The following is a 25,077-nucleotide window of genomic DNA, read 5'->3' on the forward strand; positions in this document are numbered from 1 at the left end:
GCAGGATCAGGAACGGCTGGGGCGGATCTCTCGCGGTAGCGCGAACACCAGCGTCTCATTGGCAGTCGTCACCGGCTGCACCACGTCGTAGCCGGACTCGGCCAGTCGCTCCAGCACGCCGCGCACCAGCACCTCCGGCACCGACGCTCCGGAGGTCACACCAACCGTGGTGACGTCGTCCAGCCAGCCTGGGTCGATGTCGTCGGCGCAGTCCACCAGGTGCGCGGCCCGCGACCCGGCACCCAGGGCCACCTCGACCAGTCGCACCGAGTTCGACGAATTGGCCGACCCGACCACGATGACCAGCTCACACTCGGGCGCCATTGCCTTGACCGCGACCTGCCGGTTCTGGGTGGCGTAGCAGATGTCGTCGCTGGGCGGATCGGCCAACTTCGGGAAGCGCTCGCGCAGCCGCTGCACGGTCTGCATGGTCTCGTCGACGCTCAACGTGGTTTGGGACAGCCAGATGACTTTGTTCTCATCACGGACCGTGACCTGCTCGACGGCGTCGGGCCCGTCGACCAGCTGCACGTGGTCGGGGGCTTCACCGGCGGTGCCGATGACTTCCTCATGGCCCTGATGACCAATCAGCAGGATGTCGTAGTCGTCGCGGGCGAAACGCTTGGCTTCGTTGTGCACCTTGGCGACCAGCGGGCAGGTGGCGTCGATGACCTGCAGATCCCGCTCGGCGGCCGAGGTGTGGACACTCGGCGCGACGCCGTGCGCGGAGAACACCACGATCGCGCCTTCGGGCACCTCGTCGGTTTCGTCGACGAAGATCGCCCCGGCTTTGGCCAGCGTGTCCACCACATGCCGGTTGTGCACGATCTCGTGGCGGACATAGACCGGCGGACCGTGCTTCTCCAACGCGCGTTCGACCGTCTCAACGGCGCGGTCCACGCCGGCGCAGTATCCGCGAGGCTCGGCCAGCAACACCCGCTTACCGGCCGCGGGGTCGACCACCGTGCTGGACGCACCGGGAATCCCCATGTTGACGGTAGGAGACATGACAACCAGGGTACGGTCCGGCGACCCGGCTACGCCATTTCCCGGCCAGCTTGGAGTTGACCGGCCGGGTAAGGCAGTCTTGGACCCATGGCTACTGCACCGTATGGGGTTCGGCTGCTGGTCGGTGCGGCGACCCTCGCCGTCGAGGAGACGATGAAGCTGCCGAAAACCATCCTGATGTACCCGATGACCCTGGCCAGCCAGGCTGCGCACGTCGTGATGCGATTCCAGCAGAACATGGCCGAACTGGTGATCAAGGGCGACGCCACGCTCGATAGTTTCTTCCCGCCGAAGGACGAACAGCCTGAATGGGCAACCTTCGACGAGGACGTGGACGACGGCGAGCTGGATGCCGGGCCCGAGCCGGTCGACGCCGAACGCCGCGCCGAAGGACGGTTCGCCCTGTACTCGGCGTCGGATGGCGGTGCACCGACCGATCCCCCGACCACGCCCATGCCCACCAAACGTGCCAAGAAGCCGGCCACGTCTACGGTGTCGGCACCGGCCGTGGCCGACGAGCTCGATTACGAAACGCTGACTCTGGCTCAGCTGCGTGCCCGGCTGAACACGCTGGACGTCGACGAGCTCGAGGCGTTGCTGGCCTACGAAGAGGCCACCAGGGCGCGGGCGCCGTTCCAGACGCTGCTGGCTAACAGGATCACCCGCGCGACCGCCAAGTGACCGAAGCCGCGCAGCCGAACTCGGCCGAGAACCCGTTCCCGGTTCGCGCGGTGGCCATCCGGGTGGCGAGCTGGATCGACAAGCTGGGCACCGTGTGGGTGGAGGGCCAACTGACCCAGATCAAGGTGCGCCCAGACGCCAAGACGGTGTTCATGGTGTTGCGCGATCCCGCCGCCGACATGTCGCTGACCGTGACCGCTCCGCGCGATTTGGTGCTGAGCGCACCGGTCAAATTGGCCGAAGGCACCCAGGTGGTGGTGTGCGGCAAGCCCAACTTCTATACCGGGCGTGGCACGTTCTCGTTGCGGCTCAGCGAAATTCGCGCCGTGGGCATCGGCGAGTTGCTGGCCCGCATCGAGCGGCTGCGCCGGCTGCTGGACGCCGAGGGGTTGTTCGACCCGCGGCTCAAACGGCCGATCCCGTTCCTGCCGTGCACAATTGGGCTAATCACCGGCCGGGCCAGCGCCGCGGAGCATGATGTGACGTCGGTGGCCGCTGCGCGCTGGCCCGCGGTGCGCTTCGCGGTCCGAAATACCGCCGTGCAGGGGCCGAATGCCGTCTCGCAGATCGTCGAGGCGTTGTCTGGGCTGGACGCCGACCCAGACGTCGACGTGATCGTGTTGGCCCGCGGCGGCGGCAGTGTCGAGGATCTGCTGCCGTTTTCCGACGAGACGTTGTGCCGCGCGATTGCAGCATGCCGCACACCGGTGGTCAGCGCGGTCGGCCACGAGCCGGACAACCCGCTGTGCGATCTGGTCGCCGACCTGCGCGCGGCCACACCCACCGACGCGGCGAAGAAAATCGTGCCGGACACCGCCGCCGAGCAGCGTCTGGTCGACGATTTGCGCCGGCGCAGTGCGCAGGCGCTGCGCAATTGGGTATCCCGGGAGGAACGGGCGCTGGCCCAGTTGCGTAGTCGTCCGGTGCTGGCCGAGCCGCTGGCCGCGCTGCGGGTGCGTGCCGACGAAATCCATCGTGCGCGGTCCGCGGGTCGCCGGGACATCACCCGGCTGGTCGCCGCCGAGACCGATCGGGTCGGCCATCTGTCCGCCCGGCTGGCCACCCTGGGACCGGCGGCGACGCTGGCCCGCGGCTATGCGGTGGTGCAGACGGTTCCGGCCTCGGGACCGGCGGCGGTGTTGCGCTCGGTCGACGATGCCCCTCCCGGCACCAAGCTGCGGGTACGAGTCGGCGATGGCGCAGTGGGGGCAGTCAGCGAAGGATCTACGGATGGCGAGTGACGAAGCTAAGCCCATTAGTCACCTCGGCTATGAAGAATGCCGCGACGAACTGGTCGAAGTCGTGCGAACTTTGGAGCAGGGCGGCTTGGACCTCGATGCGTCGCTGAGGCTATGGGAAAGAGGCGAACAGCTCGCTAAACGATGCGAAGAACACTTAGCTGGAGCTCGCAAACGCATCGAGGATGCACTGGCTGCCGACAATTCCGAAGCCGCCGACGAGTAGTTGAAACCAAAACCAGTTTCACACGTTCCGCTCGGAATTGGAACACGTTTCAGTTATCCTCGTCGGATGGGTGATGCATCGTTGACGACTGAACTCGGCCGCGTCCTGGTCACCGGCGGCTCCGGCTTCGTGGGCGCCAACCTGGTGACCACACTGCTAGAGCGCGGACACGAGGTGCGCTCCTTCGACCGGGCACCGTCGCCGCTGCCGGAACACCCCAAGCTGGAAGTCGTCGAGGGCGATATCTGCGATCCCGACACTGTCGCCATGGCGGTGGCCGGAATCGACACGATCATCCACACCGCGGCCATCATCGATCTGATGGGCGGCGCATCGGTGACCGATGAGTACCGCAAGCGCAGCTTCGCGGTCAATGTCGGCGGCACCGAGAACCTCGTGCGTGCCGGGCAGGCCGCCGGCGTGAAACGCTTTGTCTACACCGCCTCCAACAGTGTGGTGATGGGCGGCCAGCGCATCGCCAACGGCGACGAAACACTTCCCTACACCGACCGGTTCAACGACCTCTACACCGAAACCAAAGTCGCCGCCGAGAAATACGTCTTGTCCCAGAACGGTGTCGGCGACATGCTCACCTGTTCGATCCGTCCCAGCGGCATCTGGGGCCGCGGGGACCAGACTATGTTCCGCAAGATGTTCGAGAGTGTTGTCGCCGGCCACGTCAAGGTACTCATCGGCAGCAAGAACGCCAAACTGGACAACTCGTACGTACACAACCTGATTCACGGCTTCATCCTGGCCGCAGAGCACTTGGTGCCCGGCGGCACCGCACCGGGCCAGGCATACTTCGTCAACGACGCCGAGCCGATCAATATGTTCGAATTCGCCCGGCCGGTGATTGAAGCCTGCGGGCAGCGCTGGCCCCGGCTGCGGGTGAACGGTCCGCTGGTCCGCTGGGTGATGACGATCTGGCAGCCGCTACACTTCCGGTTTGGGCTTCCCAAGCCACTGCTGGAACCCCTTGCGGTGGAACGACTTTACCTCGACAACTACTTCTCCATCGCCAAGGCAGAGCGCGACTTGGGCTACCGGCCACTGTTCACCACCGAGCAGGCCATGGCCGACTGTCAGTCCTATTACTGTGAATTGTTCGAGCAGATCAAGGCCACCACTACGCCGCGTCCGGCGGCGGTCGTCGCGGCGGCGCCACCCGAATAGCAGCTGCAACTGCGATCACATTTCGCGTCGGCGTGTAGCGTAATGCGCCATGGCGGAGACTGTGCTGGTCACCGGAGCGTTCGGACTGGTCGGCTCGGCGACGGTACGACGGTTGCGTGCCGACGGCCACCGGGTGGTTGCCACCGACCTCGACGTGCCGGCCAACCGCAAGGCAGCGGCCAAGCTGCCGGGCGCCGTCGAGGTGCGCTGGGCCGATCTGACCGATGCCGACACGGTCGACACGTTGCTGCGGGCGGTACGTCCAACGGCCATCATCCATCTGGCGGCGGTCATTCCGCCGCTGTGCTACGCCCGCCCGGCGCTGGCGCACAAGGTCAATGTCGACGCCACCGGCCTAGTCCTCAACTCCGCCAAGGCATTACCGGAGCCGCCGCGATTCATCCTGGCGTCGAGTATCGGCGCCTACGGGTCCCGCAACCCGCATCGCAGTACCGACTTGCTCACCGCGGAGACCCCGCTGCGCCCGTCCGACAATTACGGCGCACACAAGGTGGAATCGGAGCACCTGGTGCGCGACTCCGGGCTGGAGGCAGTTGTCCTCCGACTCGGCGGCGTGCTGACCGCAGAGCCGCAACTCGATGTGGACCTCGACACGTTGTATTTCGCGGCATCGCTGCCCGTTGACGGGCGAGTCCAGACCGTCGACGTGCGCGACGTCGCCCGCGCATTCGCCGCGGCCACCACGGCCCCCGTTGCCGGTAAAACGCTGCTGATCGGCGGCGACAGTTCACACCGGCAGCTGCAGGGTGATATCGCCGCGGCCACGGCAGCCGCGATGGGATTGGTCGGTGGGATACCTGCGGGTCGGGTGGGCGACCCCGACATCGACGACGGCTGGTACCACACCGACTGGATGGACACCACCGAAGCGCAGGAACTGCTTGATTTCCAACGGGTTTCGTGGCCACAGCTGCTGGCCGAGACTGCCGATCGGGTGGGTTGGCGGCGCTACCCGGCCCGGCTGGTCGCCCCGCTGGCGCATTGGTTCCTCAACCGTCGTTCGCCTTACTTTCGCTATCCGGGTCGCTACGCCGACCCGTGGGCCGTGATCGACGCCAAGTGGGGTAATTCCCGACCCGACAGGAGCACCGCATGAGCACGCGCACCGCGGTCGTCGTCGGCGGAGCCTCCGGCATCGGACGAGCTGTCGCCCATGCGCTGGCCGCTGATGACTGCCACGTTACGGTCGCCGACCGCAACACCGACGGCGCCCAGGCAGTGGCCGCCGAACTCCGCGGTTCGCATGACGCCGCGACCGTCGAAGTCACCGACGAAGAGTCAGTCCAAGAGTTATTCGCAGAGTCGGGTCCGCTCGACGTCGTCGTCAACACCGCGGGATTCAGCGGCGTCGGGCTGATCACCGATCTGGCGGTCGAGGAATTCCGATCGGTTGTCGACGTCTGCCTCACGGGCGCCTTCCTGGTGATCAAGCATGCCGCGCCGCAGCTACGCGACGGTGGCGCACTGGTGTCGTTGAGTTCGCTCAATGCCCGCCAGCCGGCGGCGGCGATGAGCGCCTACTGCGCGGCCAAAGCCGGGCTGTCGATGCTGACCCAGGTCGCCGCACTGGAATTGGCGCCGCGCCGGATCCGGGTCAACGCCGTCGCACCCGGTTTCGTGCACACACCGCTGACCGAGCCGGCCACGCTCATTCCCGGGGTGCTCGACGACTATCTGGAAAACACCCCGCTCGGCCGGGCCGGCACGCCCGAGGACGTCGCCGACGCAGTGGTGTTTGCGACCAAGGCCTCGTGGTTGACCGGCGAAGTGCTCGACCTCAACGGCGGCGCGCACCTGAAGCGATACCCCGACGTATACGGGCATGTGATGAGACTGGCGGGTGGGCAATGATTTTCACCGGAAAGCAGGCGATTGTCACCGGCGGCGGCTCGGGAATCGGCGCCGCGCTGTGCCGGGCGCTGGTAACTGCCGGCGCCGACGTCGTGTGCACCGACGTCGACGGCGCCGCCGCGGCGCGGACGGCCGATGCCATCACCGGTCCCGGCACCGCGCGCTCGGCCGTCCTCGACGTCACCGACGCTGGCGCAGTGCAAGCCTTAGTCGACCAGGTCGTGGACCGGACTGGCCGGCTGGATTTGATGTTCAACAACGCCGGGATCGCCTGGGGCGGCGACACCGAACTGCTGACGTTGGACCAGTGGAACGCGATCATCGACGTCAACATCCGCGGCGTCGTGCACGGCGTGGCCGCCGCTTATCCGGTGATGCTGCGGCAGGGGCATGGCCACATCGTCAACACCGCGTCGATGGCCGGACTCGCCGCGGCCGGGCAGATCACCAGCTACGTGATGACCAAGCACGCGGTGGTCGGGCTGTCGCTGGCGCTGCGGTCCGAGGCGGTTTCGCGCGGGGTGGGCGTACTCGCGATCTGCCCGGCCGCCGTCGAGACGCCGATTCTGGACAAGGGTGCGGTCGGTGGCTTTGTCGGCCGCGACTACTACCTTCGCGGCCAGGGCATGAAGACCGCCTACGACCCCGACCGGCTCGCCCGTGACACGCTCAAAGCGATCCAGCGCAACAAGGCGTTATTGGTGGTGCCCAAACGCGCACACGCCTCCTGGCTGTTCGCTCGGCTGGCACCCGGGCTGCTGCAACGATTTTCGGTCGGATTCATCAGCCAGCAGCGCGCGCGACAATCCGCTCGATCGACTGCTGCACGATGAACACCGAATTCACCCGCACCCAGAAGCGGGCGCTGGCGGTGTTCACGCTCATTGCCCTGCTGTTCGCGGCGTACTTCCTGCGCAGCTACTTCGTGCTCATCGTGGTAGCCGCCGTCGGAGCGTATTTGTTCACACCACTTTTCACCTGGTTCGACCGGCGGCTGCCGACCGGACTGGCGGCGACCTGCACGCTGCTGGCGGCGCTGGTCGCCGTCATCGTGCCGATCGGGCTGCTGGTGCTGCTGGCGATCGTGCAGATCTCTCGGATGGTCACCCACGTCGCCGAATGGGTCGAGCGGACCGATCTCAGCCAGCTCGGCGACAAGGGTTTACGTCTGGCGAATGACCTGCTCGCGCGGGTGCCGTTCGTGCACACCACGATTACCGGCGAGTCGCTGCGGAAGACGATGGTGACGGTTGCGCAGAAGGCCGGCGAATGGTTTCTGCACGTATTGCAGGACACCGCCGGAAGCGTCTTCGGCGCCGTCACGTCGGCCATCATCTTTCTGTATGTGTTCGTCGCGATGCTGACGCACCGCGAGAAACTGTTGACGCTGATCCGCCAGCTCAATCCGCTGGGGGAAGAGGTCACCGACCTGTACCTGCGCAAGATGGGCTCGATGGTGCGCGGTACGGTCAGCGGCCAGTTCGTCATCGCGCTGTGCCAGGGTGTAGCCGGAGCTGCGTCGATCTACATCGCCGGATTTCACCATGGCTTCTTCATCTTTGCGATTCTGCTCACCGCGTTGTCCATCATCCCGTTGGGCGGTGGAATTGTCACAATCCCGTTCGGGATCGGGATGATCTTCTTCGGCAACATCTTTGGCGGCGTGTTCGTGGTGCTCTGGCATCTGATCGTGGTCACCAACCTGGACAACTTTTTGCGTCCGGTTCTGGTGCCGCGGGATGCTCGGCTCAATTCCGCGCTGATGCTGCTGTCGGTGTTCGCGGGTATCGCGATGTTCGGGCCGTGGGGCATTGTCATCGGACCGGTGCTGATGATCGTGGTCGTCACCACGATCGAGGTCTATCTCGCGGTGTACAAGGGCGTCGAGCTCGAAAATGGCGAGGACGCCGAGGAATCGGCTAAGCCAGCCGAGCAGTGAGAAACTCGACCACTCGCTTGCGGGCCTCGTAGGCCGGGTGGCCGTCGACCTCACGCACCTCGTCGGTCAGCACCGAGTGCGCCATCTTGGTGAAGCCGTGCTCGTTGCCTGCACCGGAAGGGATTTCGATCACCTCGAACGCGTCGCCGAGCCGCTTCTTGAGCGTCGCGAAGCGGTCGCCGGGTGACATCTTGTCCTCGCTGAAGCGCAGCCCCATCGCGCACAGCCCCTCATTGGCGGCGCGGTCGGCGACCACGTCCAGCTCGATGCGGGAAACACCCGGGTCGCGGCGCTGCGCCGGCGTCAACGGCAACGGCAACGACGGCTGGCTGAGCACCGGTGCCAGCACACTGTCGTCGACGGCGGCGGCCAGAGCGAAACCGCCGGTGAAGCACTGGCCGATCACCCCGACGCCCTTGCCGGGTGTCGACGCGTTGAGGTCGCGGGCCAGCGCACGCAAAAACGAGGCCACCGGCCGCTGCTTATCGGTCGCGAATGCCGCGAATTCCCTTGCCACACAGGCACGCGCCAGCGTCGACACCATGCCCAGGACATCGTCGCGGGGGGCTCCGGGCGTGCCGAACAGTGACGGCATCGCAACCGTGAACCCGTTGTCCACCAGGTGATTCCCCAAGGCCAGCACGCCGGGATGGATGCCGGGTATCTCGGGGATCAGCACCACGCCGGGCCCCTCGCCCTTGCGGTAGACGTCGTGGGTGTAGCCGCCACCGGTGAACGGTGACACCGACCAGCCGGTCAGATCGGCTTCGGGTGCGCTCATAGACGGTCCCTTCTAGCGCGGCAGCGGTGGTTGTGACTGGGTGGCCGCCGCCAGCGTACGGAATTGGTCGACGTTTCCCGCACCCGTGACCGCAATCTGTGCGGCACCGACCGAACTGTCCAGCCGGGTGGTCCACACGTCCTCGGTTGTCCCGTCACCCTGGTAGACGATCCAGCCGGTGCCGCCGACGTCGACGATGCCGGTGGGGTACATGGACGGGTGGATCGAACCGACCAGCTTGTCCTCGTCGGCGTTGCTCTGCGTCAGCCTCAAGTACATGCCGGTCGGGCTGATGTATCCCACCGTGGACGTCACCGCCCGCATCGTCTGACCGGTCGCCGGGTCGATCCGGCCGTCCGGGATGTCGCCGCGACTTCCGGAGTTGGGTTGCCAGCCTTGCGGCAGCCGGGGCAGCCGGACCGGGAATCCCAGCATCTGGGCATCTGCGTGCAGCGCGGCCGCCGCGTCGTAGGACGGCACCTGTCCCCGGTTGTTCGTGCCGGGCGCGAAGGTGCACATTCCGACCAGGCCGGCCAGCACGATGCACGCGACCACCAGCGGGACCAGCGACCAGAAGATGTCCCGGCCGTCCTGCAGCAACCGTGGCTTGGCCGGTTTGGCCGTCGGCTGCGGCTGAGTCGTCACAACACAAGTATCCCAGCTCCAGACCGCCGACCTGCTTCTGGGACAATCGGCGCCATGACTGACCCCGGCGCCCCAGGCCAGCCTTCACGCCGCGAAGCTCCCGATCGCAACCTGGCCATGGAGTTGGTCCGGGTCACCGAGGCCGGCGCGATGGCCGCCGGCCGCTGGGTGGGCCGCGGCGACAAGGAGGGTGGCGACGGCGCGGCCGTCGACGCCATGCGCGAGCTGGTCAACTCGGTGTCGATGCGCGGTGTGGTCGTCATCGGCGAGGGCGAGAAGGACCACGCGCCGATGCTCTACAACGGCGAGGAAGTCGGCAACGGCGACGGCCCGGACTGCGACTTCGCCGTCGACCCCATTGACGGCACCACCTTGATGAGCAAAGGCATGACCAACGCCATCTCGGTGCTGGCGGTGGCCGAACGCGGCGCGATGTTCGACCCGTCGGCGGTGTACTACATGAACAAGATCGCCACGGGTCCCGACGCCGCCCACGTGTTGGACATCACCGCGCCGATCGCCGACAACATCCGTGCGGTCGCCAAGGTCAAGGGCCTGTCGGTGCGGGATATGACGGTGTGCATCCTGGATCGGCCCCGGCACGCGCAGTTGATCGACGACGTGCGCGCCACTGGGGCGCGGATCCGGCTGATCACCGACGGCGACGTCGCCGGCGCGATCTCGGCATGCCGACCCGAATCCGGCACCGACATGCTGGCCGGGATCGGCGGGACCCCGGAGGGCATCATCACCGCCGCGGCGCTCCGGTGCATGGGCGGCGAGATCCAGGCCCAGCTCGCACCGACCGACGACGCCGAACGGCAGAAGGCGATCGACGCCGGCTACGACCTCGACCGAGTGCTGACCACCGAGGACCTGGTGTCGGGCGACAACGTGTTCTTCTGCGCCACCGGCGTCACCGACGGCGATCTACTCAAGGGGGTGCGCTACTACCCCGGCGGCTGCACCACCCAGTCGATCGTGATGCGCTCCAAGTCGGGCACGGTGCGGCTGATCGAGGCCTACCACCGGCTCTCGAAACTCAACGAATACTCCGCGATCGACTTCACCGGCGACTCCACCGCTCAATATCCCCTGCCGTAACCGACAACCTTAGCGAGGATCACCCCCTATGGCCGATAGCGCCGAATACCGCATTGAACACGACACCATGGGCGAGGTCCGGGTGCCGGCAAAAGCGTTGTGGCGTGCCCAGACTCAGCGCGCGGTAGAGAATTTCCCGATCTCCGGACGCGGCCTGGAGCGCACCCAGATCCGGGCGTTGGGTCTACTCAAGGGCGCGTGCGCGCAAGTCAACAAGGACCTCGGGTTGCTGGCGCCGGAGAAGGCCGACGCGATCATCGCCGCCGCCAACGAGATCGCCGACGGCCAGCACGACGACCAATTCCCCATCGACGTGTTCCAGACCGGGTCGGGCACCAGTTCCAACATGAACACCAACGAGGTGATCGCATCGATCGCGGCGGCCAATGGTGTCACGGTGCACCCCAACGACGACGTCAACATGTCCCAGTCGTCCAATGACACCTTCCCGACCGCCACCCACATCGCGGCCACCGAAGCCGCGGTGCGCCACCTGATTCCGGCGCTGCAGGTGCTGCATGACGCGCTGTCCGCCAAGGCCCGCGAATGGCGCACGGTGGTGAAGTCGGGTCGCACCCATTTGATGGATGCGGTGCCGGTGACCCTGGGCCAGGAGTTCTCCGGATATGCCCGCCAGATCGAGGCCGGTATCGAACGCGTGCAGGGGTGCCTGCCGAGGCTGGGTGAGCTGGCGATCGGGGGCACCGCGGTGGGCACCGGCCTCAACGCGCCCGACGGCTTCGGCGTCAAGGTGGTCGAGGTGCTGGTCGACCGCACCGGACTGGCTGAATTGCGTTCGGCGTCCAACTCTTTCGAAGCCCAAGCGGCCCGTGACGGGCTGGTCGAAGCGTCCGGTGCGCTGCGCACCATCGCCGTGTCGCTGACCAAGATTGCCAACGACATTCGCTGGATGGGGTCGGGGCCGCTGACCGGGTTGGGGGAAATTCAGCTGCCCGATTTGCAGCCGGGCAGCTCGATCATGCCCGGTAAAGTGAATCCGGTTCTGCCGGAAGCTGTTACGCAGGTTGCCGCCCAGGTGATCGGCAACGACGCGGCGATCGCCTGGGGCGGGGCCAACGGCGCGTTCGAGCTCAACGTCTACATCCCGATGATGGCGCGCAACATGCTGGAGTCGTTCAAGCTGCTGACCAATGTGTCGCGGCTGTTCGCCGAGCGGTGCATCACCGGGCTGGCGGCCAATGTCGAGCGGCTGCGCGAGTTGGCCGAGTCGTCGCCGTCGATCGTGACGCCGCTGAACTCGGCGATCGGCTACGAGGAGGCCGCCGCGGTGGCCAAAGAAGCGCTCAAGGAGCGCAAGACGATCCGCCAGGCCGTCATCGACCGCGGGCTGATCGGCGACAAGCTTTCCGAAGAAGAGCTCGACCGCCGGCTCGACGTGCTGGCGATGTCCAGGGTGGCCGACGAGTCGCGATGATCAACGACGAGCTTCGGCGGCGCCGGCTGGCGACCATCGAAGAGCACATGGACACCGAGGTGACCAAGGAGTTCGACCGCACCCTGGCAACGTTCAACGGGCACCCGCGCTACGAGATCATGGCCACCGGCCAGGTTTTCGACGGTGACGACGAAGTGATGGGGTACTACCGGACCACACGGACCGCGTTCCCCGACCAACGCCACGACAACGTCCGATACCACGTCGCCGACGACGCGGTCATCACCGAATTCGACCTGCTGGGCACCAATCTCGGCGAGTTTTACGGCCTGCCGCCGACCGGCAAGGCGTTTCGGGTTCCGATTATCGCGGTGTTCTTCTTTGACGGCGATCGAATCACCAACGAGCGCATCTACTTCGACTCGGCCAGTCTGCTCAGCCAAATCGGACGCAGTGAACTGCTGACGCTCGCTGCTGGCGGCGAGTTGCCGGTCCCGGGCAGATAGTCCTCAGCTGCCGTTGTTCGGCCCGCCCGAATTGGCGCCGGGGAGGTCGGTGATCGGGAAGTTGGGCATCGGCGCCGGCGACGGCGTATTGGGCAGCGACGGAATCTCGGCGGCCGGGATGTCGTGCAGATCGTTGGCGGGCGGGCCGTTCTCCCGGCTGCCGTAGACACTGCCCGGCGCGCGCGGTCCCAGCAGCTGACTGACCGTCACCAGGTGGTAGCCGTTGGCCTTGAGCACCGGAATGAACTGGTAGACCAGGTCGACAGTGGATGAGTAGGTGTCGTGGAACAACACCACCGAGCCCGGCTTGATCTGCGTCATCAACACCGCGCGAGTGGCCGCAGTGTCGGAGTCGTTGATCCAGTCATACGGGATGACATCCCAGAGAATGGCGGCCTGACCGAGTTTGGCGGCGTCCTGGTTCACCGCCGCGTTGGTCAGCCCGCCGGGGGGCCGCCACAGCGTCGGCGTCACGCCGGTGGCCGCGCGGATCGCGTCGTTGGCCTTCGACAGCTGGCCCGGGACATCGGCAGGCGGGATCGTCGTCATGTTGGGGTGTTCCCAAGTGTGGCTGCCGATCTCCATACCCGCCTCGGCGATACGTTTGGCGCCGGTCGGGTTGGCCGCGACCTTGTTGCCGATCAGGAAGAACGTGGCCTCGGCGTTGTTCTCCTGCAGGATTCCCAACAGCCGATCGGTAAACGGGCTGGGCCCGTCGTCGAATGTCAGCGCCACACACTTGAGTTGCGTGCAGTCCACGTTATCGGCGTCGGCCCGTTGTACATGGCCCGTACACGCCCCGATCACCAGCACACCGGTGGCCGCGACGACCCCGAGAACCGTACGCCAGTACCGCCAGGCCGGGCTGTCGCAAAGTCTGGGCACGCTGGCAGCCTACCGTCAGCGCGCCGCTGATCATCTCCGCGTCGATTCAGCCGGCATGATCTTTGGACTGCCGTTGAGATAAGCAACGAGGCCCGATGGCCGGTAGGTCGGCATCCGCTTGTATCGCTCAACTGCGGCGGAAGCGGCGTACTCGTGCCGCTCATCAGTGATGCCGAGCTGTCGAACGAACGGCCGGATCAGGCGGTAGAAGCCGTTGAGCGAATTGTGTGGTTGAGCCAATGGGTCCGGCTCTACAGTTGTCAGGGAGCAAAGGATTTCGTCGTTGCCGGACATCAGGGCAGCACCGGAGGCTTGCTGGAACGCCTTGGACTCGAAGGACAAACCCCACTCATGCGCGCGTTCCACCATCCACAAAAGCGGTATATCGCTCAACTCATGTTCCTGGTAGCCGCCGCCCACGTCGCAGTGGACGCCAACGAACCACACCTGCTCAATTCGTTGATCTTGAGGAGCGTCGGGCTGCGGTTTCCATAGCGTGGGCCGAAATGGGCGTCTTTTCTCGTCGATGGCGAGCGCCTGGAAGGCCGCCTGGACAGTTGTGCTCAAGCTCGTGTCGTGAAATTCCCAGCGCCGGTTGAACCAACGTAACCCGTCGATCGGAATGCCCAGGGCACCGACGGTGTCCCAAACACCGATGAAGCGGATCCCGGTTTCGTGCGAGTAGGAGCGTCTGAACAGGGTCGCTTCGACGTTGCGTGGGTGGGTTGTACTGCTTCGACTGCGGTATAGCTCGTACGCCTCGTCCACCCGGTCAATATGCTCGCGGCGCAGGATTCCTGAGTTTCTGACGAAGCCGGCGGTGCTGCGGGCAGTGAAGGCGCCGCGGCTGAAGCCGAAGAAGAACAGCTCATCCCCGGGGTCGAAATTCTGCACCAGGAAGCGATAGGTCTCGCGAACATCGCGCGACAGCCCGAAGCCGAACGCACCTCCGCTGATGCGCTCCCAGCGGTTAGTTCCGACCCCACGGTGGTAGAAGGTTCGTTGCTCGCGCCCATCGCGACCCTTCGGAGAAACTGCCAGCGCGACTTTGCTGACGTTCGTCGGCGTGGGACTGCCGCTGCTCCGCTGATCCGGGGTATTCCACGTGCCATCGCAGCACACGATCAAACGCTTCGGCATCCGCGCTCCTTCGACGGTCCGCGTCCATCGGTCATAGAGAGCAGCGCTCAAACACGCTCGAAATTACGGCAGCGGCCCCTGGCTGATCTCCTCCAGCATCTCGGTGACCAGCGCGGCGATCGGCGACCGTTCGCTGCGCAAAAGCGTGATATGCGCGAACAGCGGATGTCCTTTGAGCTTCTCGATCACGGCTGCGACGCCGTCGTGGCGGCCCACTCGCAGGTTGTCGCGCTGAGCTACGTCATGGGTCAGAACGACTCGCGACCCTGCGCCCAGCCGGGACAGCACCGTCAGCAGCACGTTGCGTTCCAGCGATTGCGCCTCGTCGACGATCACGAACGAGTCGTGCAGCGAGCGGCCCCGGATGTGGGTCAGCGGCAGCACCTCGAGCATGCCCCGGGATAGCACCTCCTCGAGCACCGCTGGGCTGGCCAGACCCTCGAGGGTGTCGAAGACCGCCTGCGCCCACGGGCCCATCTTGTCGCTCTCGCTGCCAGGCAGGTAGCCCAGCTCCTGGCCGCCAACCGCGTAGAGCGGGCGAAAGACCACCACTTTGCGGTGAGTTCGCCGTTCCAGCACCGCTTCCAGACCCGCACACAGCGCCAACGCCGACTTACCGGTGCCGGCTTTGCCGCCCAGCGACACAATGCCCACCGACTCGTCGAGCAGTAGATCCAGTGCCACTCGCTGCTCGGCGGAGCGACCGCGCAGCCCGAACACCTCGCGGTCACCGCGTACCAGTTGGACCTGCTTGTGCACGTTGACTCGCCCGAGCGCATGCGAACTGCCGCCCAGCAAGCGAATCCCGGTGTGGCACGGCAGGTCTCGAGCAGCCGCCAGATCGATTTCACCGTCGGCGAAGAGAGCATCGATGTCCTCGGCCGCGGCTTCGACCTCTGCCATCCCGGTCCATCCGGACGTGACGACGTCCTGAGCGTGATATTCGTCGGCGGCCAAGCCGACGGCACCGGCTTTGACCCGCAGCGGAATGTCCTTGCTCACCAACGTGACCCGCTTGCCTTCGGCGGCAAGGTTGGCCGCACAACTGAGGATCCGCGAGTCATTGCTGTCGGTGCGGAAACCCACCGGCAACACCGCCGGATCGGTGTGGTTGAGCTCGACGTGCACCGTACCGCCTTGCGCGCCAACGGCAATGGGCTGATCAAGCCGTCCGTGCTCGAGTCGAAGGTCGTCGAACAAGCGCAGCGCCTGACGGGCGAACCAACCGAGCTCGTGGTGATGGCGTTTGGCTTCCAGTTCGCTGATCACGACCAGCGGCACCACCACGTGGTGTTCGGCGAACCGGGTACACGCCCACGGGTCGGACAACAGCACCGAAGTGTCCAGCACAAACGTCCGGGGATCAGTCACGGAGCGCTCCTTGCGCGAACCGCGCGGCCCCCGCGCGGATATGTCGGCGGGGCTGCGGCACCAGGACCGGGGGCGGTCGTGGCGATCGCCAGCGCGGCGGAGCCGGGCGCAGCGGGTCGCCACCATGAGGTCTTGCCGATGTCGTGACAAGAGGTGCCGTCGGGACAGCAGAGCACGTCGCTAGCCATCGAATGCGACGCTACTCCGGTCGGCACATACCCGCCGTGCAGGCGCGCCGTGCTTACTAGGCGATGAACTGCTGCAGCTCAGGCTGGTCCGCCAGCCCCCACGCCGCGATGCGGTCGGAAATCACCTGCTGCAGTTGCGAGTCGCCGAAAATCCCGGCGTCGGCCATGCTCTGCACCTTGTCCTGGTAGGCATCGATGTCGCCGCCGACGACGCCGAGCTCGGCTGCGCGAGCGGCGATCGCGGCCAGCGTCTCGTCGCGGGTGTACTCCAGGCAGTGCGCCACGATGTTTGCGAAGAACTCCTCATGGCGCTCTTCGTCTTTGGCGATCCGGGTGATCAGCCCGGCCAGCACGGGCTCTTCGATCTGCGCCGCCAGGTTACGGCAGAACACCGCGTGGGCACGCTCGTGCAGCGCCATGAACACCAGGGTCTCGACCTGACTTAAGCGATCGGCACGGTAGCCCTTCATCACGTGCTCCACCCGGACCTGCTCGTTGGCGGTCGGGTCCACTTCTCGGGTCACCACCAAGTACTCACGCAACGCGATGGCGTGCAGATGCTCCTCGGCGGTCCACCGACCCAGCCACTGGCCCCACATGTCCTCGAGGATGAAGTGCTCGACGAACTCGCGGTGGTAACCCGCGAGGTTGTCCTTGGTGACGAGCAGGATCTCGCAGGCGTCGGTGATCAGCCGCGGCAGCGACGCCTGCGACGGGTCCCAGTCACGTCCACCGAGAAAGGCGAAGTTCTCGCCCTGCTCGAACGGCACGTAGTCGTGCGCGAACCAAATGTCCTCGGTGGTCAGATGGCGGTCCAGGTTTGCCTCGACCACCGGCTCGAGTTCAAGCGTCAGCGCATTAGCTACAGGTCTCTGTGCCATAAAGTAACTGTAACTCAGGTTTACATGTTTCGTGAAATCAACCGGGACGTGTCGTCAGGAGCCGATCAGCTTCGCGTCCTCGAGCCCGTCATAGAGCGGAAATGCCCTGGCCAGCCGGGTCACGCGGTCCCGCAGCGCCGGTAGGTCGGCCGCCTCGCCGTCGGCCAGCGCGGTGCCGATGATGTCGGCGACCTCGCTGAACTCGGCGTCGCCGAAGCCGCGGGTGGCCAGTGCCGGCGTACCGATCCGCAGCCCGGAAGTCACCATCGGCGGTCGGGGGTCGTTCGGCACCGCGTTCCGATTGACGGTGATGCCAACCTGGTGCAGCAGATCCTCGGCCATCTGCCCATCCAGCGGAGAGTTCCGCAGGTCGACGAGCACCAGGTGGACACCGGTGCCGCCACTGACCACCGACACCCCGGCCTTGGCGACGTCAGCCGCCAGCAACCGCTCGGCGAGAATGCGCGCCCCAGTCAGCGTGCGTTGCTGGCGCTCGGCGAACTCCGGTGAGCCGGCGATCTTGAGGGCCACCGCCTTGGCCGCGATCACGTGCATCAGCGGCCCGCCCTGCTGCCCGGGGAACACCGCGGAGTTGACCGCTTTGGCATATTCCTGTTTACCGACGATCAGCCCCGACCGCGGCCCGCCCAGTGTCTTGTGCACGGTGGTGGACACCAGCTGGGCATGCGGCACCGGTGACGGGTGCAGGCCGGCAGCGACCAGGCCGGCGAAGTGGGCCATGTCCACCCACAGCGTGGCGTCGACCTCGTCGGCGATCGAGCGGAACGCCGCGAAATCGAGGATTCGTGGATAGGCCGACCAGCCGGCGATGATCACCTTCGGACGGAACTCGCGAGCCTTGGCCCGTACGGCGTCCATGTCGATCACATGCGTCGCGGGGTCGACACCGTAGAAGCCGACGTCGTAGAGCTTGCCGGAGAAGTTCAGCCGCATGCCGTGAGTCAAATGGCCACCGTTGGCCAGATCCAGGCCCAGCAGCCGCTCCCCCGGTGTCATCAACGCGTGCAGCACCGCGGCGTTGGCCTGGGCGCCCGAATGCGGCTGCACATTGGCGAATTCGGCATCGAACAGCGATTTGGCGCGATCACGGGCGATGTTCTCCACCGCGTCGACGTGTTCACATCCACCGTAGTAGCGCCGGCCGGGCAATCCCTCGGCATATTTGTTGGTTAGCACGCTGCCCTGGGCCTGCAGCACCGAGCGCGGGACGAAGTTCTCCGAGGCGATCATCTCCAACGTGTCACGCTGACGGCCGAGCTCTTTGCCCAGCAGGTCGGCGACATCGGGGTCGACCTCGGTGAGCGGGGCAGACATAACGGACGTAGCGGTGTCGGGTGCAGCAGTCACGTCGGCCAGTCTGGCATGTAGGGCCTATACGGTCAGCCCCGGATAGAGCGGGTTGGCGGCCAGCAGTTCGGCCGCGGCGGCGTGCACCCGGTCGGCGGTGCCGTCGGCCAAGGTGTATTTGGCTTTCGATGTGCCCTGCGGTGCGGTGTTAGCCAGCACGTCGACCACGAGTTCGGCCACCCGGTCGAAATCGTCGGCGCCGAACCCGCGGGTGGTCAGCGCCGGGGTGCCAAATCGGATACCGCTGGTGTACCAGGCGCCGTTGGGATCGGCGGGGATGGAATTGCGGTTGGTGACGACCCCGGAATCCAGTAGCGCGGATTCGGCCTGCCGCCCGGTCAGCCCGAACGACGTGACGTCCAGCAGCAAGATGTGGTTGTCAGTGCCACCGGTGACCAGCCGCGCGTCCCGTTTGAGGAACCCGTCGGCCAGCGCCTGCGCATTGTCGGCGACCTGCTGGGCATAGGACTGGAACTCGGGCCGGCGAGCCTCGGCCAGAGCGACCGCCTTGGCGGCCATGACGTGTGCCAGCGGCCCGCCCAGCACCATCGGGCAGCCTTTGTCGATGGCGTCGGCGTACTCCGGCTGGGCCAGGATCAACCCGCCGCGCGGTCCACGCAGCGACTTGTGCGTGGTGGTGGTGGTGACGTGGGCGTGCGGAACCGGATCCTCGTCGCCGGTGAACACCTTGCCGGCCACCAGCCCGGCGAAGTGCGCCATGTCCACCATCAGGGTGGCGCCCACCTCGTCGGCGATCTGGCGCAACGTGGCGAAGTTGATCCGCCGCGGATAGGCCGAGTATCCGGCGACTAGGACCAGCGGCTTGAATTCCCGCGCCGCCGCGGCGACCGCGTCGTAATCCAGCAGCCCGGTTTCGGGGTCGGTGCCATAGCTGCGCTGGTGGAACATCTTGCCGGAGATGTTGGGCCGAAACCCGTGGGTCAGGTGCCCGCCGGCATCCAGCGACATGCCCAGCAGCCGCTGGTTGCCGAGCTTGTGCCGCAGCGCTTCCCAGTCCTGCTCGGACAGGTCGTTGACGTGTTTGGCGCCGGCCTCGGCCAGCGACGGGGACTCGACCCGCGCGGCCAGGATGGCCCAGTAGGCAACGAGATTGGCGTCGATACCCGAATGCGGCTGCACGTAGGCGTAGGGCGCATCGAACAGCTCGCGGGCATGCTCGGCGGCGACGGTCTCGACGGTGTCCACGTTCTGGCAGCCGGCGTAGAAGCGGTGACCGATGGTGCCCTCGGCGTATTTGTCCGACAACCAACTACCCATCGTGAGCAGCACCGCCGGTGACGCGTAGTTTTCGCTGGCGATCAGCTTGAGCGAATCACGTTGGTCGGCAAGCTCTTTGCGTGTTGCAGCGGCGATGCGGGGTTCGACGGCGTCGACGACCTGCAGCGCTGCCCGGTAAGCGGCGCTGACGGTGTCCGCGTATTCGGCGTCCATAGGCTCAGCCTAAGCGCAGGGCCGACGGGATCAGCGGCTCGTCGAGCAGCCTGCCGAATCGTTCGATGAGACTGACACCGGCCGGCCGGTCATCTAGCCAGCCGCGCAGCAAGCGATATCCCTCGACGTAGGTGCTGGTGTAGGCGCGCCACAACGGCGAGGACAGGAAGCGCAGCATCTGCCGGGCGCGGGTGTCGTTGACCAGCAGCCAGCGCCGCAGGAAGTCGGTCACCTCGTCGACGTCGCAGTGTTCGTCGTGCAGCATCAATGCCGCGTCCTGGCGGACACCGGCCAGCGCCGCCGAGGCCTCCGACACCGCCTCGGCCCGGTCGCCGTCGAAACGCAGCCCCAGGTCGGCGTAGATCTCGGTGGCCCAGCTGCCCCAGCCGGCACCGACCGCGACGTGCAGGGCCAGATCGGCCAGGCCTTCGGCGATCAGGCACTGGGGGGTGTTGACCAAAAAGATGGTCTGCTCGGCCTGGCCCAGCCGGTTGACCAGCCCGGCTTCTTTGCGGCAGTGCTCGGTGTGGTGCCCCGGGTAGGACTCGTGGGCGACCAGCCGCGGCAGGTTGGACATCAGTTGTTTGAGGTCGGCGTTGACGGCCACCGTCGAGCGGTAGTCGCCCAGGTAGTAGTTGAAGCCCGACCACGGCTTGTCGGTGACCACCTGATAGTCGACGGTTTCGGTGTCGGGCAGCGGATACTCGCTGCGCACCCGGTCGCGCAGTGCGCTGGAGAACGCGTCGATGCACTCGGCCAGCCGCTGCGGCGGGATCTCTTCGGCGCTGCGATGGGCGGCCATCCGGTCGGCCAGCGGGCCGCTGCCGCCCAGCACCTCGTCGAGCCGAGCGTGGGCCTGCCGGTAGCTGTCGGGGTCTCCCTTGTCGATGTCGACGTCGAAGTAGTCGCGCACCTCCTGCACGAAGCCGACATCCGCTCCGGCGAATTTCCGCCCGGCACAGGCCAGCGCACGCAGGTGAGCGCCGAGGTAGTCGGCGCGGGCCTGGTCAAATCCGTTGCGGCGCGGAATGTCTGGCAGAAGTGCGCTCAGCCGTTCGGCTTGCCGGACGAGGTCGGCCGGGTCCGGCGCCGGTTCGTTGGCCACCTCCCGGCGCAGCGTGGGATCGCCGGTGAACGCGTCGACGTAGCCGGTCTCGACCCGGTCGAAGCGCAAACCCAGCAGCAAGTACTCACGGATCAGCGTGGCGGGCTCCATACCGGTTAACGCTATCCGCGTCGCCCCTGCAAGACTGACGCTATGCCGCGGCTGAGCGAGCCGAGCCCCTATGTGGAGTTCGACCGACGTCAGTGGCGTGCGTTGCGCATGTCCACGCCGTTGCCGCTGACCGAAGAAGAAGTGGTCGCGCTGCGTGGTCTGGGCGAGCAGGTTGACCTGCTGGAAGTCGAAGAGGTCTACCTACCGCTGGCCCGGCTGTTGCACCTGCAGGTCGCCGCCCGTCAACGGCTGTTCGCCGCGACCGCCGAATTCCTCGGCGAGCCGCAGCAAAACCCGGACCGACCGGTGCCCTTCATCATCGGGGTGGCCGGCAGCGTGGCGGTCGGCAAGTCGACCACCGCCCGTTTGCTACAGGCGCTGTTGGCCCGGTGGGACCACCACCCGCGGGTCGACCTGGTCACCACCGACGGCTTCCTCTATCCCAACGCCGAGCTGGAGCGGCGGAACCTCATGCACCGCAAGGGTTTCCCGGAAAGCTACGACAGGCGTGCGCTGATGCGTTTCGTCACCTCGGTGAAGTCCGGTTCGGAGTACGCCTGCGCGCCGGTCTATTCACACCTGCACTACGACATCGTGCGCGGCGCCAAACACGTGGTGCGCCACCCCGACATCCTGATCCTCGAGGGCCTCAACGTGCTGCAGACCGGGCCGACGTTGATGGTGTCGGACCTGTTCGACTTCTCGCTGTATGTCGACGCACGGATCGAGGACATCGAGCAGTGGTACGTGTCGCGGTTCTTGGCGATGCGCTCCACGGCCTTCGCCAACCCGGCCTCGCACTTCCACCACTACGCCGGGTTGAACGACCCGCAGGCCGTCGTCGCCGCCCGCGACATCTGGCGCTCCATCAACCGGCCCAACCTGGTCGAAAACATCCTGCCCACCCGGCCACGGGCCACCCTGGTGCTGCGCAAAGACGCCGACCACTCCATCAACCGGCTGCGTCTGCGCAAGCTGTAACCCCTTGAGCGCCGAACGTCGACTTGTCGGGCGAAAATCCCGGATTTTCCACCACAACTCGACGCTCGGCGCGGGGTCAGACATGAGCCGGTGCAGGGCCGCGCACCGTAAACCTCGAACGGCGGCGCCCCGCACCGACACCGGAGGGAGTCACGCCGACAGTCGGCGTACTCCGAGGTATTGCAGGTAGCCGAAGAACGCGGTGTACACCCCGCTGGCCAACGTTGCGGCAACACCGGTTGCAGTCAACGGCAGCCAGTCGGCCGCCACGACAGCAACCGTCGCCACGGTGAACACGATGTTGGCGATCGCGACGCCAATGCCGGCCCGGCGCAGGTTTGGCAATGCGGCCACGCTGAACACCACGAGCCCGTAGAGCACGAAGAATGCGCCCAGCGCGTACTCCTGCACGGAGCTCAGTCCGGTCAGCGACGAGATCGGGTCGGCGGCAACAGCGACGGCCAGGCCCGCCAACCCGGTCAAGGTGGCGTCGGCGCGCATGGCGAACCGCAACAGCGAGTCGGTCGAGTCGGCCAAGGGGCGGGTAGGTAATCCGGTAACGGCGGTCATGTCAAAACTCCTTGGGGTGGTGGGTCGAACACCTCTGAGCGTGCCGTTCGGCGACTGCCAGATCGACGCGAGACACTGCCAAGTGATGCCATGCGCAGGTCAACCGGCTTTCGACGGGCGACCGCCCTAGCTCGAAACAGGCACCCGCCCGCGCAAGTCGGCGGCGATCAGCCGGGCTGCTGCGTTTTGCCAGTTGTGCAGCGACCGCTGCGGCACGTCGGTGACCAACCACTGCCAGGCTTGCCGGGCCGTCGGATCCAGTCCGGCGGCCGTGGCGTTCTGCGCGTAGGCGCGCACGCCGACGACATACGGGAAATACAGCGCGTTGTAGTAGCGCCACTGCTCGGTGGTGCCGAAGTCGCCGCCATCACGCGGCTTGAGCTGCGCGATGCGATCGGCAAGCAGCGCCTTGAGCTCGATGGCGCGCTCCAGCGGCTGGTCGGGGGCGCCGCGGGCAGTCAATCGCTCGTCGATGAGCGGCAACGTGGTCAGCGGGCTGGCGACCAACTTGGACAGGTCGCCGTAGTGCCCCAGCGCGCGGCGGGTGAGCCGGGCGAAGCTGTCGTCGTCGACACCGTCGAGCGGGTGACCCGAGCGCAGCGGCAGCGCAGATTCGGTGCGCCGCAGCGTGGCCCGATCGGCACGCAGCGCCGGTGACCGCCAGAACGCCATCCAGTCCAACGCGCCGGCCCACGGGTCGGCCAGCACCTGGACCACGATCGCAATCGCCACGCTGGTGAACAGCAGCACGGTCAGCGCCGTCTGCGCGACGGTCTCCTGCCGCGTCACCGCGATGCCGACCAGCGCTTGGCCGCCGAACAGCAGCGCCACCACCACGCTGCCGGCAAACGAGCGCAGCATGTCGGCCCGTAGCGCCTGTCCCTCGTCGAAGGCGTCCCACAGCGCCACCGCCACACCGAGCGCCAGCACGTCGCAGCCCGTCGACGCAAGGGCCAGCCAGCTGGGCAACAAGCCGAGCGGAATGATCAGGATGGCGTTGCTCAGCGCGAAGAACAGCGTCGCGACGACGACCAGCCCGGCGACCGGGACCGGTTGCGCGGGCCGGACCAACGCCTTGGCCATTGCGCCGAGGGTGGATAGCGAGATCACCGCGAACATCAGCCAGTGACCGGTCCGCAGCGGCCCGTCGACGCTGCCGGCCATCGTCGCGCCGACCAGCACGGCGGCCGCGACCCCGCCGACCAGGAGCAGCTCGCGGGCGCGGCTGGACCAGCGGTCGCACGGTCGCGCCAATTCCAGCAGCACCGCGAACCAGGCCACGCCCGGCACCGCGACGAGATAGATCTCGACACGGCTGAGCAGTTCGCTGTGCGCGACGAGCCGGACGGCATCCAGTGCCACCACCGCCGCGAAACCGCACAGCCCGATCGCCGCCAGCACCAGCACCGGCTTACGTGGGTCACGGGCCAGCAGATACAGACCCAGCCACCAGCTCAGCGTGAACACCACCGCCGACAGCGCAGCCATGGATCAAGTGTGGCACGCCGAACCCGGTCGGCGATGGGCCCGTCCGCAATTAGGCGAGGGTGCGTAAACCCGGTGATTTTCCGCATTTGAACCTGGGACACATTGCTCGCGCGCAAGGGGGGGCAGGCAGTTACGTTCCGTAGCGGCGGTGGCGCTGGCTGTAGTCGCGCAGCGCGCGCAGAAAGTCGACTCGACGGAACGCTGGCCAGTGCGCCTCGGTGAACCACATCTCCGAGTAGGCGCTCTGCCAGAGCAGGAAGCCCGACAGCCGCTGCTCCCCCGATGTCCGGATGACCAGATCGGGGTCGGGCTGCCCGGAGGTGTACAGGTTTTCCGAGATCGCGTCGACGGTGACCGCCTCGACGAGTTCCTCGGCACTGGCTCCGTTGGCGAGTTCCTTGTTCAACAGGCCACGCACCGCGTCGGCGATCTCCTGGCGGCCGCCATAACCGACCGCCACGTTGACATGAAAGCCGCCGTTCTTCTCGCGGGTGGACTCGACGGCCTCGCGCAGCCGCCGCGCGGGCTCTTCGCCGACCAGCTCCAAATCTCCGACCGTGCGCACACTCCAGTGGTTCACCGGCGCACAGAGCTCCTCGACCACGTCGGTGATGATCTCGATGAGCGCGGCCAGTTCGTCGGGATCGCGTTGCAGGTTTTCGGTGGACAGCAGATAGACGGTGGCCATTTCGATGCCGGCTTCTTGGCACCAGCGCAACATCTCGGCGATCTTGATCGCGCCCATCCGGTAGCCGAAGCTGACGTCGTCGTAGCCCGCGCTGCGCGCCCAGCGCCGGTTCCCGTCACACAGCACCGCGATGTGGCGGGGCAGCGCGGACCGGGAAGCAGCCAGGCCCTGCCGCAGCCGCAATTCATAGATGCGATACAGCGGTTCCTTGAGCCGTGGCGGGATGATGTCCACGAAGAACCAGATTACTGTGAGGGGCAATGGTTACCGGCAATCC

The 25,077-nt window shown here is 66.5% G+C and carries 25 protein-coding genes; 12 read left to right on the forward strand and 13 right to left on the reverse strand.

Annotated features, from left to right (window positions below; all coding sequences use genetic code 11):
* Positions 1-6 precede the first annotated feature (6 nt).
* Positions 7-1,008, reverse strand: coding sequence for a 4-hydroxy-3-methylbut-2-enyl diphosphate reductase (locus AC5Y5W_RS03040; RefSeq protein ID WP_500010689.1), 1,002 nt, complete (start codon positions 1,006-1,008; stop codon positions 7-9).
* An 87-nt stretch (positions 1,009-1,095) separates the two neighbouring features.
* Here AC5Y5W_RS03040 and AC5Y5W_RS03045 point away from each other — a divergent pair, with 87 nt between their 5' ends.
* The 8 genes from AC5Y5W_RS03045 (at position 1,096) to AC5Y5W_RS03080 (ending at position 8,140) form a co-directional block, all read left to right on the forward strand.
* Positions 1,096-1,689, forward strand: a complete 594-nt coding sequence (locus AC5Y5W_RS03045; RefSeq protein ID WP_500010688.1) for a lipid droplet-associated protein — start codon at positions 1,096-1,098, stop codon at positions 1,687-1,689.
* A complete protein-coding gene (gene xseA / locus AC5Y5W_RS03050) occupies positions 1,686-2,930 on the forward strand; it encodes an exodeoxyribonuclease VII large subunit (RefSeq protein WP_500010687.1) in 1,245 nt (414 codons plus the stop codon). Before AC5Y5W_RS03045 ends, xseA begins: the two co-directional genes overlap by 4 nt.
* Positions 2,920-3,153 (forward strand): exodeoxyribonuclease VII small subunit, encoded by a 234-nt coding sequence (locus tag AC5Y5W_RS03055; RefSeq protein ID WP_500010686.1) that lies wholly within the window; start codon positions 2,920-2,922, stop codon positions 3,151-3,153. Before xseA ends, AC5Y5W_RS03055 begins: the two co-directional genes overlap by 11 nt.
* A 66-nt stretch (positions 3,154-3,219) precedes the next feature.
* Positions 3,220-4,329: a 3-beta-hydroxysteroid dehydrogenase gene (locus tag AC5Y5W_RS03060; protein ID WP_500010685.1), complete on the forward strand. Its 1,110-nt coding sequence runs from the start codon at positions 3,220-3,222 to the stop codon at positions 4,327-4,329.
* 49 nt (positions 4,330-4,378) lie between these two features.
* A complete protein-coding gene (locus AC5Y5W_RS03065) occupies positions 4,379-5,446 on the forward strand; it encodes an NAD-dependent epimerase/dehydratase family protein (protein WP_500010684.1) in 1,068 nt (355 codons plus the stop codon).
* Positions 5,443-6,201: an SDR family NAD(P)-dependent oxidoreductase gene (locus tag AC5Y5W_RS03070; protein WP_500010683.1), complete on the forward strand. Its 759-nt coding sequence runs from the start codon at positions 5,443-5,445 to the stop codon at positions 6,199-6,201. The genes AC5Y5W_RS03065 and AC5Y5W_RS03070 overlap by 4 nt, the downstream gene beginning before the upstream one ends.
* The gene (locus tag AC5Y5W_RS03075) at positions 6,198-7,034 is read left to right on the forward strand and encodes an SDR family NAD(P)-dependent oxidoreductase (protein ID WP_500010682.1); all 837 of its coding nucleotides are present in this window, start codon (positions 6,198-6,200) and stop codon (positions 7,032-7,034) included. The genes AC5Y5W_RS03070 and AC5Y5W_RS03075 overlap by 4 nt, the downstream gene beginning before the upstream one ends.
* Complete coding sequence (locus AC5Y5W_RS03080) at positions 7,031-8,140, forward strand: AI-2E family transporter (RefSeq protein WP_500010681.1); 1,110 nt, start codon at positions 7,031-7,033, stop codon at positions 8,138-8,140. The genes AC5Y5W_RS03075 and AC5Y5W_RS03080 overlap by 4 nt, the downstream gene beginning before the upstream one ends.
* Here AC5Y5W_RS03080 and AC5Y5W_RS03085 read toward each other — a convergent pair.
* Together AC5Y5W_RS03085 and AC5Y5W_RS03090 are read right to left on the reverse strand one after the other, a co-directional pair.
* Positions 8,121-8,921: a dienelactone hydrolase family protein gene (locus AC5Y5W_RS03085; protein ID WP_500010680.1), complete on the reverse strand. Its 801-nt coding sequence runs from the start codon at positions 8,919-8,921 to the stop codon at positions 8,121-8,123. The genes AC5Y5W_RS03080 and AC5Y5W_RS03085 overlap by 20 nt on opposite strands.
* Before the next feature lie 12 nt (positions 8,922-8,933).
* Positions 8,934-9,566: a DUF4245 domain-containing protein gene (locus tag AC5Y5W_RS03090; protein ID WP_500010679.1), complete on the reverse strand. Its 633-nt coding sequence runs from the start codon at positions 9,564-9,566 to the stop codon at positions 8,934-8,936.
* A 54-nt stretch (positions 9,567-9,620) separates the two neighbouring features.
* Here AC5Y5W_RS03090 and glpX point away from each other — a divergent pair, with 54 nt between their 5' ends.
* The 3 genes from glpX to AC5Y5W_RS03105 are packed head-to-tail and all read left to right on the forward strand — an operon-like array spanning position 9,621 to position 12,572.
* Positions 9,621-10,670: a class II fructose-bisphosphatase gene (glpX, locus tag AC5Y5W_RS03095; RefSeq protein ID WP_499886658.1), complete on the forward strand. Its 1,050-nt coding sequence runs from the start codon at positions 9,621-9,623 to the stop codon at positions 10,668-10,670.
* Positions 10,671-10,698: 28 nt separating this feature from the next.
* Positions 10,699-12,105 (forward strand): class II fumarate hydratase, encoded by a 1,407-nt coding sequence (locus AC5Y5W_RS03100; RefSeq protein ID WP_500010678.1) that lies wholly within the window; start codon positions 10,699-10,701, stop codon positions 12,103-12,105.
* On the forward strand, positions 12,102-12,572 hold the full coding sequence (locus AC5Y5W_RS03105; protein WP_500010677.1) for an ester cyclase: 471 nt from the start codon (positions 12,102-12,104) through the stop codon (positions 12,570-12,572). The genes AC5Y5W_RS03100 and AC5Y5W_RS03105 overlap by 4 nt, the downstream gene beginning before the upstream one ends.
* A gap of 3 nt (positions 12,573-12,575) precedes the next feature.
* On the opposite strand, the gene AC5Y5W_RS03110 is transcribed toward AC5Y5W_RS03105, so the two are convergent.
* The 7 genes from AC5Y5W_RS03110 to AC5Y5W_RS03140 all read right to left on the reverse strand — a co-directional run bounded on the left by AC5Y5W_RS03110 (position 12,576) and on the right by AC5Y5W_RS03140 (position 21,073).
* A complete protein-coding gene (locus tag AC5Y5W_RS03110) occupies positions 12,576-13,457 on the reverse strand; it encodes a polysaccharide deacetylase family protein (RefSeq protein WP_500010676.1) in 882 nt (293 codons plus the stop codon).
* Between the two features lie 30 nt (positions 13,458-13,487).
* Positions 13,488-14,597 carry a T6SS phospholipase effector Tle1-like catalytic domain-containing protein gene (locus tag AC5Y5W_RS03115; protein ID WP_500010675.1) on the reverse strand — a complete coding sequence of 370 codons (1,110 nt, stop codon included), beginning with the start codon at positions 14,595-14,597 and terminating at the stop codon, positions 13,488-13,490.
* Positions 14,598-14,660: 63 nt separating this feature from the next.
* Complete coding sequence (phoH2, locus tag AC5Y5W_RS03120) at positions 14,661-15,968, reverse strand: RNA 5'-3' helicase PhoH2 (RefSeq protein ID WP_500010674.1); 1,308 nt, start codon at positions 15,966-15,968, stop codon at positions 14,661-14,663.
* A 244-nt stretch (positions 15,969-16,212) separates the two neighbouring features.
* On the reverse strand, positions 16,213-17,037 hold the full coding sequence (locus AC5Y5W_RS03125; RefSeq protein WP_500010673.1) for an acyl-ACP desaturase: 825 nt from the start codon (positions 17,035-17,037) through the stop codon (positions 16,213-16,215).
* 54 nt (positions 17,038-17,091) lie between these two features.
* Positions 17,092-18,372, reverse strand: coding sequence for a serine hydroxymethyltransferase (gene glyA, locus AC5Y5W_RS03130; protein ID WP_500010763.1), 1,281 nt, complete (start codon positions 18,370-18,372; stop codon positions 17,092-17,094).
* Positions 18,373-18,429: 57 nt separating this feature from the next.
* A complete protein-coding gene (locus tag AC5Y5W_RS03135; RefSeq protein WP_500010672.1) occupies positions 18,430-19,857 on the reverse strand; it encodes a glycine hydroxymethyltransferase in 1,428 nt (475 codons plus the stop codon).
* A 4-nt stretch (positions 19,858-19,861) separates the two neighbouring features.
* Positions 19,862-21,073 carry a DUF885 domain-containing protein gene (locus AC5Y5W_RS03140; RefSeq protein ID WP_500010671.1) on the reverse strand — a complete coding sequence of 404 codons (1,212 nt, stop codon included), beginning with the start codon at positions 21,071-21,073 and terminating at the stop codon, positions 19,862-19,864.
* Between the two features lie 42 nt (positions 21,074-21,115).
* Here AC5Y5W_RS03140 and coaA point away from each other — a divergent pair, with 42 nt between their 5' ends.
* Entirely contained in the window at positions 21,116-22,054 is a 939-nt protein-coding gene (gene coaA, locus AC5Y5W_RS03145; protein ID WP_499886672.1) for a type I pantothenate kinase, read from the forward strand.
* 150 nt (positions 22,055-22,204) lie between these two features.
* On the opposite strand, the gene AC5Y5W_RS03150 is transcribed toward coaA, so the two are convergent.
* From AC5Y5W_RS03150 to AC5Y5W_RS03160, 3 genes are all read right to left on the reverse strand, one after another.
* Entirely contained in the window at positions 22,205-22,624 is a 420-nt protein-coding gene (locus tag AC5Y5W_RS03150) for a hypothetical protein (protein WP_499886674.1), read from the reverse strand.
* Positions 22,625-22,750: 126 nt separating this feature from the next.
* Complete coding sequence (locus AC5Y5W_RS03155) at positions 22,751-24,112, reverse strand: hypothetical protein (RefSeq protein WP_500010670.1); 1,362 nt, start codon at positions 24,110-24,112, stop codon at positions 22,751-22,753.
* Between the two features lie 130 nt (positions 24,113-24,242).
* Complete coding sequence (locus AC5Y5W_RS03160) at positions 24,243-25,034, reverse strand: (2Z,6E)-farnesyl diphosphate synthase (protein ID WP_500010669.1); 792 nt, start codon at positions 25,032-25,034, stop codon at positions 24,243-24,245.
* Between the last annotated feature and the right edge of the window lie 43 nt (positions 25,035-25,077).

The sequence above is a fragment of the Mycobacterium sp. NGS51 genome, assembly GCF_059812525.1.